The sequence below is a fragment of the Mycobacterium sp. Root135 genome, from assembly GCF_001426545.1.
Classification (GTDB): Bacteria; Actinomycetota; Actinomycetes; order Mycobacteriales; family Mycobacteriaceae; genus Mycobacterium.
This window is the reverse complement of the sequence record NZ_LMEZ01000006.1, coordinates 371,534-384,342: the sequence shown is the minus strand read 5'-3', so window position 1 is coordinate 384,342 and position 12,809 is coordinate 371,534. Positions and strand designations below refer to the sequence as shown.

12 protein-coding genes and 2 pseudogenes are annotated in these 12,809 nt (G+C 65.8%); 8 read left to right on the top strand and 6 right to left on the bottom strand.

Features of this window, described 5'->3' with window-relative positions; all coding sequences use genetic code 11:
* Positions 1–9 precede the first annotated feature (9 nt).
* A pseudogene (locus ASD37_RS32325) lies at positions 10–272 on the bottom strand (integrase core domain-containing protein); the annotation flags it as partial.
* A 291-nt stretch (positions 273–563) separates the two neighbouring features.
* On the opposite strand from ASD37_RS32325, the gene ASD37_RS18525 reads away from it, so the two are divergent.
* Positions 564–950 (top strand): hypothetical protein, encoded by a 387-nt coding sequence (locus tag ASD37_RS18525; protein ID WP_056554416.1) that lies wholly within the window; start codon positions 564–566, stop codon positions 948–950.
* 231 nt (positions 951–1,181) lie between these two features.
* On the opposite strand, the gene ASD37_RS18520 is transcribed toward ASD37_RS18525, so the two are convergent.
* Entirely contained in the window at positions 1,182–1,940 is a 759-nt protein-coding gene (locus ASD37_RS18520; protein WP_056554414.1) for a nucleotidyl transferase AbiEii/AbiGii toxin family protein, read from the bottom strand.
* On the bottom strand, positions 1,937–2,575 hold the full coding sequence (locus tag ASD37_RS18515; RefSeq protein WP_056554411.1) for a type IV toxin-antitoxin system AbiEi family antitoxin: 639 nt from the start codon (positions 2,573–2,575) through the stop codon (positions 1,937–1,939). The genes ASD37_RS18520 and ASD37_RS18515 overlap by 4 nt, the downstream gene beginning before the upstream one ends.
* Before the next feature lie 566 nt (positions 2,576–3,141).
* Here ASD37_RS18515 and ASD37_RS18510 point away from each other — a divergent pair.
* From ASD37_RS18510 to ASD37_RS18495, 3 genes and pseudogenes are all read left to right on the top strand, one after another.
* Complete coding sequence (locus ASD37_RS18510; protein ID WP_156720962.1) at positions 3,142–3,672, top strand: hypothetical protein; 531 nt, start codon at positions 3,142–3,144, stop codon at positions 3,670–3,672.
* 254 nt (positions 3,673–3,926) lie between these two features.
* The gene (locus ASD37_RS32610; RefSeq protein WP_156720961.1) at positions 3,927–5,690 is read left to right on the top strand and encodes a hypothetical protein; all 1,764 of its coding nucleotides are present in this window, start codon (positions 3,927–3,929) and stop codon (positions 5,688–5,690) included.
* A 309-nt stretch (positions 5,691–5,999) separates the two neighbouring features.
* A pseudogene (locus ASD37_RS18495) lies at positions 6,000–6,185 on the top strand (SDR family oxidoreductase); the annotation flags it as partial.
* A gap of 2 nt (positions 6,186–6,187) precedes the next feature.
* On the opposite strand, the gene ASD37_RS18490 reads toward ASD37_RS18495, so the two are convergent.
* Positions 6,188–7,375 (bottom strand): FAD-dependent monooxygenase, encoded by a 1,188-nt coding sequence (locus tag ASD37_RS18490; protein ID WP_156720960.1) that lies wholly within the window; start codon positions 7,373–7,375, stop codon positions 6,188–6,190.
* Positions 7,376–7,428: 53 nt separating this feature from the next.
* Here ASD37_RS18490 and ASD37_RS18485 point away from each other — a divergent pair, with 53 nt between their 5' ends.
* Positions 7,429–7,995 (top strand): TetR/AcrR family transcriptional regulator, encoded by a 567-nt coding sequence (locus tag ASD37_RS18485; RefSeq protein WP_056554394.1) that lies wholly within the window; start codon positions 7,429–7,431, stop codon positions 7,993–7,995.
* A 171-nt stretch (positions 7,996–8,166) separates the two neighbouring features.
* Here the strand turns inward: ASD37_RS18485 and ASD37_RS18480 are convergent, their stop codons facing one another.
* Entirely contained in the window at positions 8,167–9,006 is an 840-nt protein-coding gene (locus ASD37_RS18480; protein WP_082570236.1) for a M15 family metallopeptidase, read from the bottom strand.
* Positions 9,007–9,232: 226 nt separating this feature from the next.
* On the opposite strand from ASD37_RS18480, the gene ASD37_RS18475 reads away from it, so the two are divergent.
* Complete coding sequence (locus ASD37_RS18475; RefSeq protein WP_056554388.1) at positions 9,233–10,429, top strand: S9 family peptidase; 1,197 nt, start codon at positions 9,233–9,235, stop codon at positions 10,427–10,429.
* A 98-nt stretch (positions 10,430–10,527) separates the two neighbouring features.
* The gene (locus ASD37_RS18470) at positions 10,528–10,932 is read left to right on the top strand and encodes a cupin domain-containing protein (RefSeq protein WP_200959925.1); all 405 of its coding nucleotides are present in this window, start codon (positions 10,528–10,530) and stop codon (positions 10,930–10,932) included.
* A 4-nt stretch (positions 10,933–10,936) separates the two neighbouring features.
* On the opposite strand, the gene ASD37_RS18465 is transcribed toward ASD37_RS18470, so the two are convergent.
* Complete coding sequence (locus ASD37_RS18465; protein WP_056554385.1) at positions 10,937–11,737, bottom strand: RsiV family protein; 801 nt, start codon at positions 11,735–11,737, stop codon at positions 10,937–10,939.
* A gap of 141 nt (positions 11,738–11,878) precedes the next feature.
* On the opposite strand from ASD37_RS18465, the gene ASD37_RS18460 reads away from it, so the two are divergent.
* Positions 11,879–12,727, top strand: a complete 849-nt coding sequence (locus ASD37_RS18460) for an NAD(P)-dependent oxidoreductase (RefSeq protein ID WP_056554382.1) — start codon at positions 11,879–11,881, stop codon at positions 12,725–12,727.
* Positions 12,728–12,809: the final 82 nt, after the last annotated feature.

Genomic DNA, 12,809 nt, shown 5'->3' with positions numbered 1-12,809 from the left:
TATTGATGTCTCAAATTCGACCGCAGTGAGCCGTCGGAGTCGGCGTTGCCGTCGCTTGCGGTGGTAGGTCTCCCTCGATCCAGGTGACGATCTCCAATCGTAGTTGTGCCCGGGTCGACCGGCCCGTGCCGATCCAGGGCGTTGCGTTTAACGAGGGCGAAGAAGGACTCAATTGCAGTGTTGTCACCGCACGCACCGACTCGGCCCATGTAGCCCGTAATTGTCGTGACCAAACGAATGGACGAACGTGCGGACCGGAACTGACTGCCCTGTCGGAGTGCATGAGTAGACCCGCCGCTCGACCTGCGGTCGAACGTCGTCACGTAAGGCGGCTGGACGAGCCGTCTCCGATAGACCACACGGCTTATAAGCACCGGGAGGACCTTCTCGATGCTGCAATCTGCGCATTGACGGCAGCCCTTTGGCATCGACACGGATTCGGCTTGTGACCGTCAACGCAGCTCATAACCCAGAGGTCTCCGGCGGTCGGAGTTATGAAGATCTCCACGTGTAGCCGTCGTCGACGTTCGATGACTTGGTGAGCTGATGGCGGTCCACACTGTATGACAGACCAACTAATCACCAGCATCCAATGCGTTGCAGTACCCGTCGCCGACCAGGACCGCACGAAAGCCCTGTTTGAGGAGATTGGCTTCACCACGACGATGGACACCGAACTGCAGCCTGGTTTCCGGTGGATCGAGCTGGCCGCACCCGCCGGTCACGCGTCGATTGTAGAAGTGCTGACCGGACAGGAATTGCCGACGGGGGTCGACACGGGCATCCGACTATTGACCCGCGACCCGCGACCCGCGACCCGCGACGCGCGAGCCGCTCTTGCTGCGAAGGGACTCGACGTGGGTGAGCATCTTGGCTGGGAGTCGGTTCCGCTGATGTTCAGTTTTCGTGACTTCGACGGCAACCGCTTGTACGTCAGCCAGCACGGCTGACGCTTTTAGGCAGTCGACGCTTATTCGGCGGATATGTCCACGATTCGGCGAGAATCGCTCGGAATCGCTCGTACTCTGAGTGAAGTCAAATCTGTTGTGAGGCAATAGCTAACGAGGGTTGTCCGGACTGTCCAAGAGCCGCAGATCGCAAATCCGTTGGTCCTGGGTTCAAGTCCCAGTCGCCCTACGTCAGAGGCTGTTCAAGATCAGCCTGGCCGAGTCATCGCTCATTCATCGGTTGGACGCGACGGCCGCGCGCCAGGCGTCCCGCACGGCCACGACGGCCTGCTCCGCGGAGATCGTGATTCGGGTCTGCCCGGCCAGCTGAGACTGCCATTCGGCGTCGGTCGGTGCCGACGTGAACAGTCGCGATGTCGGCGGATGATTGGTGGGCCCGTAGCGTCGGTAAAGGTCCGAGGCCAGTCGGTCGATTGCGCCCAGTACGCTCAGCGCCCACAGGTCCCAGAGGTCGCGTGCGCCCTTTCGGTCGGCCCACGTCGACGTTTTCGAAGCGGCGAATGCGGGCAGCGTTGGTACCACTAATTCCGCCGCAGGTGCGTCGGCATAGCGCTGGACGAGCACCCTCCGTTCGGACGGCCAGACGATCCTGTCTTGCGAGGAAAGCAAATGAATTCGCACCGATAGCCCGCTGGCCGTTCGAAGGGTCGCGGGCAGGGTGCTCGCGATGCTGCCAAGTAATGGCTCGAGGGTGAGCCGTCCGTGCGACCGCGACAGTGCGCGGGGGAGCGCGGCGTCGAGTGTGGCAGCTACGGACTTTCGATCGTCGATGGCAATCAAGTCGATGTCCTCGCTGAGCCGTCCGTCCGGCAGGTGCGCACGTGCGAGTGCGGTGCCCCCGATGAAGTGAACACGGTCTCCAACAGCCGAGCTGAGAAATGCGAGTAGGTGTGAAATGAGGTGGTCGCGTTCGACTTGCTCGGTGGCTACGCCGAATTGTGCTGCCACGAAGTCGCGTTCGTCGATGTTCACGTTCGTGCCCAGTCCTCGGCGCGACGCAGTGAGGCGACTCGCAGCTGGTCGACCGCGAGCGCGGAGATTCTCTGCCGGTCGCTGCGCGCCAAGAGGGCGACGACCGCCGATCGGACGTCGACGTCGACACTGCCTAGGTCTGGCCGGTGAGCAAGGTCGAGGACGGTCTGTTCGGGTGTTGTCACCAACGCGGGGCCCAAGGTTGTTTCGATGCGTTCGGCGTCCAGGCGGTCGGTGTCGCGCTTGACGAATCGCACGACTGCCGGTCGGTCCGACAGTTCGATCTCGCGGTGCTGCCGGGGCACCGCGATCGTCGCCGTCGCCAAGGCGCGGGGAATCGCGCCATGCAGCCGGGCTGCGCTTGGTCCCATCGCCACGACCGCGTCCGCCCCGTAGATCGCCGAAGCGATACCCGCGGCGGCCGCTTCCAAGCCGGGCATCCAACGTCGACCGACCATGTCTTGCGGGACGACGATGTAGTAGCCGTTGGCGACGCGGTGAAGGAGTCCGCGTTCAGTGAGCCGGGCGAACTCGGCCCGCGGATGTGCGTAGACGTCGCCGGCGTCGCGTGGCCGGACGGTCTTCATCGGCGCCCGTGCGAGCTCGGATGGGATCGGAGTGCTGTGGCTGCGCATCGTCGTTGCTCCTTGAGTATGCATATCGTAAGTCAATAACCTACGAAATGCATACTCAAACGCAAGGATGCTGATTTGGGCTATTCCCGTCAATCGTCAGGATCGCTGACCAACTTGTCGAGGAGGCCGGCCACCTGGGTGTGGACCCGACCTCGGCTCATGTACTTGTCCGGAGTCATCGAGATGTTCGTAAGACCAAGGTGGCCGGCTCCGATTCGCGCGGAAAGCCCTCGTCGTAGATCAAGGTTGCGAGTGATTTCCTGAAACTGTGCGTGGTGACGTCCGGCACGCCGAGGTCGTGGCGCACCGCCAACATTGCCTATCTGAGTTGTTCGGGGCTCGGAACGTATGTGCCGTCGAGGAGGAAATCATCGTGTGTTGGCCGAGGAACAGCATCTGGCGCCGCACCTTCAGGACGTTGACGGCGAAGCGGGGCAGCGGTGGAGTGTGCAGACCTGCTTCGCTCTTGGCGGTGTCCTGACGCTGCGGCGTATCCAGTTTTGGGATTTTGGTCGTCGATCAAAATGGCTAGACGACCGGTGACAGGCGGCATAGCCTTCCGCCTCATGCCTGACACGCGCGGCTTCGACCGAATCGTCGAACTTCCAGACGATGGGCTTCGCCAGAAAGAGGTGTACGCCCGATTTGGGCTGGTGGCGTACCAGGCTCAAGTATTTGATCATGCGCTCGTCAACCTCCTGACCGTCGCTGGAACGATCGGTCAAAAACTGACGACCGCGGCCGTAGATCGGTTCATGGCAGATCTATTCCAGAAGACGGCCGGCGCCTTAGTCAATGAAGTCAGCCGGGATATACATCTCGATGTAGCGGACCTCGAAACGTGCCGGAAAGCTGTTGTTGAGCGAAATCGCCTAATCCACCGTTTCTTTCGTGAGCATGCCGAGAATTTCATGACAAGCAGTGGCCAGCAGCGAATGCTCGACGACTTGGGAGACATTGCCGATGTGATCGCACGGGCCGACAAAGCATGCCACCACATGACGATGACAATCGGCGAGCCGCACGGGTTCACGGCAGAGGTGGTCAGCGAACACCTGGAGGCGATGATGGAACGGATCGAGAGCTCCGATAAGTAAGGACACTATGGGGCAACACCTGTCGCGAGCGAGATGGGTTCAAGTCCCCGTCGCCCTACATCTGAACGTGGAGTCGTCCTCCATCAATCGGCAGAGCTCCGGTGCCGACGGTCGGTGCTGCGGCACCTTGTTGAGCCGGACGCCGACGCCGACGAACCCAATACCCAGCTATCGGCGACGCGGTAACTGGGATACCCCATACTTGTCAGGATGCGCTGGGACCTGCCTGCCGCACGGTGCGGGGGAGTGTCGCGGTGAGTGTTGTTCGTTACGTCGGTCGGGTCGGTGCGTTGGCAGTCGCGTTGGGGGCAGGCGCGATGATCGCCTCCCCGTGGGCGATGGCCGATTCCCGTGACCAGGGGTCAGTGGCGCTCAGCACGGCCGGGCCTGCGGCGCCGAGCCCCTGCTCAGATCCGTTGTGCCTGTTGAAGATCGGATCAGCCGGCGTCGTGACGCCCGCTTTGGTGAACGCGTTCGGTGCTCCGCAGGCGCGCGTGGCGCCACTGACGGCAGCGTCGGCTCCGGTGGACCCGGTCGGGTCCTTCATTCGGTTGTTCATCGGCAACGGTGCCGACGCCGCCGCAGACTGCGAAGGCTCGGCGTGCAACGGCGGCAACGGTGGCCTTCTCCTGGGATCGGGTGGCCGTGGCGCCAATGGCGGAGCGGGTGGCTATGCCGGGCTGATCGGGTTCGGTGGTGCCGGCGGGAACGCCGCGCTCGGATCGGGGATGACCGGTGGCGCAGGCGGGCGGGGTGGACTGCTGATCGGCAACGGTGGAATCGGTGGCAACGGTGGCTCCGCGATGGCGGGTGGGAACGGTGCGGCGGGCCAGTCGGGTGTCGCAGGCGGTAACGGTGGCGCAGGTGGCCGGGGCGGCGCGGGCGGTCTGCTCATCGGCAATGGCGGCGCCGGTGGAGCGGGCGGCACCGGCGGAAACGGCGGAAATGGCGGGTTGGGCGCAAACGGTCTGTCCGGCACGGCGGCCGGTGAAAGTGGCAAGAACGGCATCGCAGGTTCAACCGGAGGCGCCGGCGGTGCGGGTGGCAACGCGGGTGCCGGTGGTAGCTCATCCCTTTTCGGTGCGGCCGGCACGGTGGGCGTCAACGGCAATGGGGGTAACGGTGGCAGCGGCGGCAGTGGTGGCAACGGCGGCGACGGCGTGCGCGGCGCGGACGGTGTCGCCGGTGCGAAGGGCGACGACGGTAAGTCGGCCGACAGAGACCGGGTGGACGGCTTGCCTGGCGAGAACGGTCAGGACGGCGGGGCCGGTCAGGACGGCGGCAACGGCGGCGACGGCGGCGCGGTCGGGTCCTCAGGTGCGGCTGGTGCCGCGGGGACCGGTGGGACCGGTGGCGTGGGTGGTGCCGACGGCATGCAGGCCGGCGTCATGGGCAACGGCGGCAACGGGGCGGACGGCGGTACCGGCAGCAACGGTGGTGACGGCGGCAACGGCGGTGATGCCATGGCCTCCGCCACCGCTGGTGGTGGCGGTGACGGAGGTGACGTCGGCGCCGGCGGCAAGGCGGGTATCGGCGGCACCGGCGCCTCGGTCGGAGCGTCGGGCACGCGCGGTGCCGACGGTGCCGTTGCCGGCAACGGCGGAAACGGCGGTGCCGGCATCAGCGTCGGCGGCACGAACAACAGCGCCGGGTCCGGCGGTAGGGGTGGCAACGGGGTCAGTGGCCCCGGCGGCAACGGCGGGAACGGCGGACTGCTGTCATCCACGGATGACTCCGGGTCCTTCCACTTCGGCGGCAACGGTGGTGATGGTGGCGACAGCCAGTCCGGCACGGGCGGCGATGGCGGGACAGGCGGTGACTCCTTCCGCACCGGCGGCTCGGGTACCAACTACGCGGGCAAAGGCGGTAAGGGAGGCAACAGCCAGATCGGCGTGGGCGGCGACGGCGGCGACGGCGGATCCACTTCCGGTGCGCCGAACCGCAACAACTCCGGCGCGGGTGGCGCTGGAGGCACCGGCGGCGCGGGCAACGGCGAACGCGGCGCCGACGGCACGTAGCAATTCACCCGCCTGACGAAATCCGTTCTCAATCGAGGTGGGACCACGGGGTGCAACCGTCAAGGCGGTTACCGGTGTGGTCGGCGAAAGGTCCTGACGGCAGCGGGGCGGAGCAGTCCCTCACCGGCGCAAACTGACCGTGAACCTGCAAAAACCATTCGGAGACAATGGATTCCAAGTTCTTCTCGAATCCCCGCGACCGACGCGGGTGATGTCGAGAGGAGCCGGGTCGCGTGGAGGCACCGAGCAACCAGATAGAACTGACCGTCGCGGACTCGAGCCGCATCCCGTGGTCGATGTTCGTGGTCTGTGATTCGCACGGCCATGACCGAGGCGATGCCGGCCCGCGTCTGGGAGCAGAAGCTCGCCGAGGTCCCCATGGGGCGTGCCGGTGAGCCCGACGAAATTGCCTTGGTCGCATTGTTCTTCGCCTCAAACCTGTCCTCGGACATGATCGCCACGGTTGCCGAAGTGACCGGCGGCCGCGACATGTGAAGCTAGCTTCGCGCCGTCGCCAGGAACGATTGGACCTCGGCCTCGACGTCGTAGTCCAGGGACCACAGAAGGTCCGCGACGGTGCCGCGCAACTTCTCGTCGCGCTCCGGGCTGTCGGCGCTGTCGTAGACGAGCCCACCGTTGCGTGAATTGCGTTGAACCTGCGCGGCCCGGTCGCGGCGGAGCGACCCGTAACGAAGCACGGCGTCGGGTACGTCGGCCCGGTCGACACCGTCGAGCACCGCGGCCAAGGCGACGGCATCCTCGATCGACTGGTTCGCACCCTGGCCCATGTGCGGCAGCATCGGATGGGCGGCGTCTCCCAACAGGATCAGACGACCATTGCTCCACTGCGACAGCGGCTCTCGGTCGTAGAGTCCCCACCGGAAGGTGGTGTCGACCTCACTGATGACACGCTGCACCATCGGGTCCCAGCCCGCGAACTCGCGAGCCAATGTCGCGGGATCACCCGGTGCCGACCATGATTCGCGCATCTCGTCGTCGCTGGGAACGAAGCCGACGAAATTGATCAGCTGCCCGCCTCGCAGCGTGAAGATCAGGAAGTGCTTGCCCTCGCCCATCGACATCGTGGAAACCGTGGCGGGATAGTCCGGAACCCGATCAGCGGGGATGACGCCGCGGTAGGCGATGCTTCCGGAGAACACGGGGTCGCTGGGCTCCACGACGTGGCTCTGCAGGACGGAATGGATGCCGTCGGCCGCCACTACGAGATCGGCCTCGATGTGCTCGCCGTCGGCGAACTCGACGATCGCGCGATCGGCGTCCTGACGGAAACCCACGCACCTGCGACCGGTGGACACGGTGCCCTCCGGGAGGCTCTCGGTCAGCATGGCGATGAGGTCGGGCCGATACATTCCGAGGACCCTGCCGTCCATCGCCTGCTCGGTGAGCACGCGCCCGCCGGCATCGCTGAACCTCCACTGCGTCCAGCGCGGCCCGTAGTCCTGCAGCGGCCCCTGCAGGCCGAGGCGGTCGAGCAGGCGAATGCTGTTGGCGCCAAGCGCGACTCCCGCACCGACCTCGCCGAGTTGCCGCGCCTGCTCGTAGACGTGCACGTCGAACCCCTTGTGGCTCAATGCGCTTGCGGTGGCCAAGCCACCGATTCCCGCTCCTACGACTGCCACCTTCGTCGGACCCATGATGACCCACAGCCTCTCTACAGTATTCATGTACCGATCGGCACATGATTGACGGTACGCGTACCGATCGGTACGGTCAAGGCATGGCTCGTGCACCCGATCCCGCGAAACGTGCGGAGCTCCTCCAGGACGTCGTGGCGTACCTCGAGACACACGGCGTCAACGACATGTCGTTGGCGCCGATGGCCGAGGCGCTCGGGACGAGCAAGCGAATGCTGCTGTATTACTTCGGCGATCGTGGAGAACTCCTCACCCAAGCGCTCGACGCCAGCCGGCCCAAGGTGGGGGAGATATTCCGTGACGTCGCGACGAAGGACGACTTCCGCGGTGCCGCGCGAACGCTGTGGCGCGGGTTGACGCGCGGGGATCAGCGGCGCAGCGTACGAATGCTGTTGCAGGTGCTCAGCCTCGCCACTACGGACCCGGAGACCTACGGTCCCTACGCCCGAACGGCGGTCGCGGTGATGCTCGACCCGATCAGCGACGCTCTGGTGTCAGTCGGGTATGGGCGCCGCGACGCGAGGATTCGCGCAACACTCGTCGTCTCCGGTTTGAGGGGCCTGTGTCAGGACGTACTCGTCACCCGTGACGATTCCCGCGTTGACGCAGCCGCCGAACTCGTCATCGCCGCGGCGATGGGCGACGCGTGATGCTGGCAGCGTCCTGCGACCGGCAAGGTGCCGCGGCCCACGTGCTTCACGTCGGAGAGGCGCGCAGGCGGTGCGGCTGCCCGCCAAGGTGTCCCACGAGCTGGGTGCGTGCCTTGGCATCCCGGGTATCACCGCGCACCGCTGCGTGTTTGGTGACGGTCCCGCCGCGCGTCAGCCGGTGAGGGAGGCCTGCTCGACGGGGAAGTCGAAGTACGTGTCGGGGTAAGTCTCCGGCTGGAAGGTGAAGTGCCACCATTCGTTCTCGTAGTTGACCAGCCCCTGCTTCTCCAAGCCGTCCTTGAGTAGCAGCCGGTTCTTCAGCTGGTCGCCTTGGATCCGCGGATCCAACGTGTGGGCCAGCGTATCGAAGCAGTCGTAACCGGTACCCATGTCGACGGACTGGTCGGGGAACCGAATCGCCTGCGGCGCCGTGCAGTCGACCAATGGCTCACCAGGCACGTACGGGCGCGTCTGCGCTTGCGCCAGCGGCACCAGAGTCAGGTCCATCGTGCTGCCGCGGCTGTGTCCGGACTGTTCGGCGATGTAGCCGTCGCGGAACAGATCTGACTTGTCGACGCGAGGATAGAATTCGGCCTTCATCCGTTGGTCCGGCAAATCCTGGGCCCACCCGACGAAGTCGTCGACGGCTCGCTGAGGCCGATAACAGTCGTACACCTTCAGCGTGAGGCCTTGTTCGAGGAACTCTCGTTGAGCTCGTTGGAGCGCCTCGGCGGTCGTCCGCGTCAGGATGCACATCGGCGCAAGGTAGCCGTCGACGGGATCACCGGTGAAGTTGTGCGGAGTGGCGTACCGGATGTCGTAGAGGATCGTGGGATCGACGTCGCTCAGCGACACGAAGTCAGCCGGCGCCGTCGGGTCGGGTGCGGCGAGCGCGGAGGGCGCCGTGGCTCCGGCAGCGAGTAGAGCGGCGGCCATGACGCCGACGAGTCGGCGCAAAAGCCCGCGGCGCTTGCGACGGCTGCGAGATTGCGCGGTGGCTCGAGAGATCATCGACTCAGCCTAGTGAGTCACCCACCATTACGGCCGATGAAGCGTCGATTCGTTTCCGGCAACTGGCAATTCGACGATCGAAGGTCGTCGACCGCGCTCGGCACATTGCACGTTCCTCGGCGCATTCGACAACCGACGCCAACCGATCATGTGATCGATCAGGCGGCCGTGCGTATTTGACGCGCAAGGTGCCACGTCTTCGCCAGCCGTCTGGTTGACTCTGGCCATGGGATTGACGCGATGTGTGACTGGACTGTCGGCGCTTCTCGTGCTGGCGTTCTCGGTTCTTCCGATGGCCCCCGCCCATGCCGACGTGCCGGACTGGTCGGGGCTCGACGCTCGCGCGTTCGCCGCTCCGATACCTCCGCAGGGAACCACCATCGAGTCCGTGCCGTTGGATCCCGCCCTGTCGCTGAGCGGCGCTGGCCCCGCCTACCGCGTGCTCTACTCCACGGTCGACCAGCACGACAGGCCCGCGGTCAGCACCGGCGCGGTGTTCCTGCCGCCCGGTCCGGCGCCCGAGGGCGGGTTCCCAGTCATCGCGTGGGCGCACGGCACCGTCGGCCTCGGCGACGACTGCACGCCTTCCGCGTTCCCACGTACCCCGCGCGACGACGAGTACCTCTCGCACTGGCTGGGCGAGGGCTATGCCGTCGTCGCCAGCGACTACGCCGGCTTGGGAACACCGGGCTTGATGAGCTACCTCAACAGCGTGACCACCGCCAACGGCGTCGTGGACTCTGTGATCGCCGCCCACGACATGGGTCTGCCACTGTCACCGCGATGGGCCATCGTCGGCCAGTCCCAAGGCGGCGGCGCTGCCATCAGCAGCGCCCGCTGGGCCACCGAATTCAGCCAGGGCACCGAACTCGACTACCGGGGCGTGGTGGCGACCGGCACTCCGGCCAACATCGACAAGCTCGTCTATGAGACCGGCCCGGACTTCAAGCTGCCCGAGCTCGGGCCGATCGCCAACGCCTACACCGCCTACATCCTTGCCGCGCTGCGCGAGGCACGGCCCGACCTCGACGTCGACGGCGTGCTCAGTCCTGCCGGACGCAACGCCGCAGACCGGGCCGAAACAGTCTGCACGCTAGCGCTTTCCGAGGAACTCTCCAATATGACGCCCGCAGCCTTCTTCACCGCACCCTTGAATTCGATACCCGGCATGGCCGACGCGCTGTACGCATTCATGGGTACGCCGTCCACCGGTTTCGACCGACCCATCTTCCTCGGTGTCGGTCTCCTCGACCGCGACGTGCCGCCAGAGTCGACCCTGTCGTTCTATCACCAGCTGGTCGCCAACAATCAGAACGTCACCCTGCACGTCTACCCCGACGAAGACCACAGCGGCACCGTCCTCGCATCGATGGCCGACTCCACGCCGTTCTTGCGCGAAGCCTTGGCCACCCACGCAAACTGACCGTAATCCTGCGAAAACCATTCGGAAACAAAGGATTCCTAAAGTTCTGCTCGAACTCCCGCGACGGACGCGGGTGATGTCGAGAGGAACCGGGTCACGTGAAGGTGCCGAGCAACCAGATAGAACTCACCGTCGCGGACTCGAGCCGCATGCCGTGGTCGATGTTCGTCGTCCCGCAGATCGGTGCCGAAATCCCCTCCAAGGAACTGTTTTCCGATCCCGACACCGGCATGCAGGTCTTCATGCTCCGGTACGCGGCGGGCTTCACCAACGTGTGGCACACCCACCCGCACGCTCACGGCATGTACGTCCTCGACGGAATCCTGAACACGCACAAGGGCGAATACGGACCGGGCTGTTTCGTCTGGTTCCCCGAGGGCGGCTGGATGGAGCACGGCGCCACCGCCGACAACGACGTCACGTTCCTGTTCATCACGAACAAGCCCTTCGCGATCTGCTACGAGTCCGACACCGCGCATCCGTACCCGATCGAGGCCGACTGAGGCTCTAGGCGATCATCGGGTCGATCGCCGACCGTGGCACCAGGACCTGCAGCGGCCCAGCCGAGTCGGGCAGCAACACGCCCTGGTCGAAGAAGAAGATCACCCCGTCGTTGACCACCGCGAAGTTCTGATAGTTGGCCGGGTTGTAGAGCGCCGTCGACGAGATCGGCAACGGTGCGGGCGGCGGTGGCGGCGCGGTGGTCGGCGTGGGCGTCACCGGCTGTCCCGCCTCCGCGGGCGGCGTCGGGGGCGCCACCGGCGGCGGTGCCAACTGCTTCTGCAGCTCGGCCGCGACGATCGGGGCGACGGTCGGCAGCGGATCGTCGACCCGCCACAGCGGCGTGTTCAGTTTGTCGTCCGGTGCGGCGGTGTAGGTGATCGTCTTGCGATAGGTCTGGTCCCAGTTGAACGCCTTGAAGGTCGTCTTCGAGGTCCCGTCGCCGAGGCTCTGGGTCACCCTGAACACCACGGCCTGCGAGCCACGCGGCGGAACCGCCGAGGTGTATTCCGTTGGCGTGGCGGTCAACTGGTACGGTGCCGTGCGCGTCGCTCCGGACTTGGCCACGTTGAGGAACGCGTCGCGCGTCTGGGACACGTAGTCGGAGACCGACTTCTGGTCGGGGTAGTCCTGCGGAATGCTGATGCTCACGCCGTACGCGGGGTCGGCGAGCTGGATGACGCACGAGGTGCCGGTGTTGGCGCCCTTGAGGTCGGCGCAGTAGTCCTTTGGCGCCGCCGCCGCTATGCCCGACGAACCGAAGATGGTGGCAACCGTGGCGAGTGTGGCCACGCTGAGAGTGCGCATGGGTAATCCTCCTGGCAAACGCGGCACCGCGCCGCAAAGCCAGGCTAACGGGCGCTGCGCCGGTGGCGCGGACCGGGCGAAGTTACCGCTGCATACCCGCAGTCCGAGGCTCCAGGTCAGGGTGTGGGCAGAATGGCTCTCATGCGAGTGACGGTTCTGGGTATGGGCGCCATGGGCGCGGGGATGGCGCAGTCGTTGTTGCGCGAGGACATCGAGGTGACGGTCTGGAACCGCACGGTCGAGCGGGCGGAACCGCTGGCCGACGACGGTGCCACCGTCGCCCTCGATCCCACCGCGGCGGTCGCCGACGCCGACGTCGTGGTGGCGATGCTGTTCGACGCCGCGGCGACGCTCGAATTGATGGCCACGGTGCTGCCGGCCATGAAGCAGGACGCGGTCTTCGTGCAGTGCGCGACCGTCGGCGTCGACGGTGCCGCCCAGACCGCGGCGCTCGCCGCTGAGCATGGCGTCGCGTTCTTGGACTGTCCGGTGCTCGGCACCAAGGCGCCCGCCGAGCAGGGCAAGCTGGTCATGTTGGCCTCCGGTGACCCCGCGCTGCGCGAGAAGGTGCAGCCGGCGTTCGACGCGATGGCGGCCAAGACGATCTGGGTGGGTGACGAGCTCGGTCTCGGATCCAAGCTCAAGCTGGTCTGCAACGCGTGGATCGGTGCACTGGCCGCGGCCGTCGGCCAGTCGCTCGCCCTCGCCAAGGGCCTCGGCGTGGATCAGCAGCTGATGCTCGACGCGTTCGACGGGGCCGCGGCGGGTTCGCCGTACCTGCAGATGAAGGGCAAGGCGATTTTGGAGTCGTCGTTTGCCCCGCAGTTCAGCGTCGACGGCGTCCGCAAGGACACCGGGCTGATCCGCGACGCGATCGAGGCAGCCGGACTGTCCACGGTGTTGATCGACGGTGTCCGTGCTGCCTTCGACGCCGCCAGCGAGGCCGGTCACGGCGGAGACGACATGGCGGCGGTCTACTTCGGGTACTGACGACTGTTGGCGCATACGGGGCCGTCGAACGGATCGGATGGCATGACTCTGACGTGCGATAAGTCGTAGAACGCAGTCTTTT

Bases quoted from the DNA above. Each gene is read 5' to 3' on its own strand.
- ASD37_RS18525 (WP_056554416.1), top strand. From the start codon at position 564: ATGACAGACCAACTAATCACCAGCATCCAATGCGTTGCAGTACCCGTC.
- ASD37_RS18460 (WP_056554382.1), top strand. From the start codon at position 11,879: ATGCGAGTGACGGTTCTGGGTATGGGCGCCATGGGCGCGGGGATGGCG.
- ASD37_RS18510 (WP_156720962.1), top strand. From the start codon at position 3,142: ATGCCTGACACGCGCGGCTTCGACCGAATCGTCGAACTTCCAGACGAT.
- ASD37_RS18465 (WP_056554385.1), bottom strand. From the start codon at position 11,737: ATGCGCACTCTCAGCGTGGCCACACTCGCCACGGTTGCCACCATCTTC.
- ASD37_RS18490 (WP_156720960.1), bottom strand. From the start codon at position 7,375: ATGAATACTGTAGAGAGGCTGTGGGTCATCATGGGTCCGACGAAGGTG.
- ASD37_RS18480 (WP_082570236.1), bottom strand. From the start codon at position 9,006: ATGATCTCTCGAGCCACCGCGCAATCTCGCAGCCGTCGCAAGCGCCGC.
- ASD37_RS18515 (WP_056554411.1), bottom strand. From the start codon at position 2,575: ATGCGCAGCCACAGCACTCCGATCCCATCCGAGCTCGCACGGGCGCCG.
- ASD37_RS18475 (WP_056554388.1), top strand. From the start codon at position 9,233: ATGGGATTGACGCGATGTGTGACTGGACTGTCGGCGCTTCTCGTGCTG.
- ASD37_RS18485 (WP_056554394.1), top strand. From the start codon at position 7,429: ATGGCTCGTGCACCCGATCCCGCGAAACGTGCGGAGCTCCTCCAGGAC.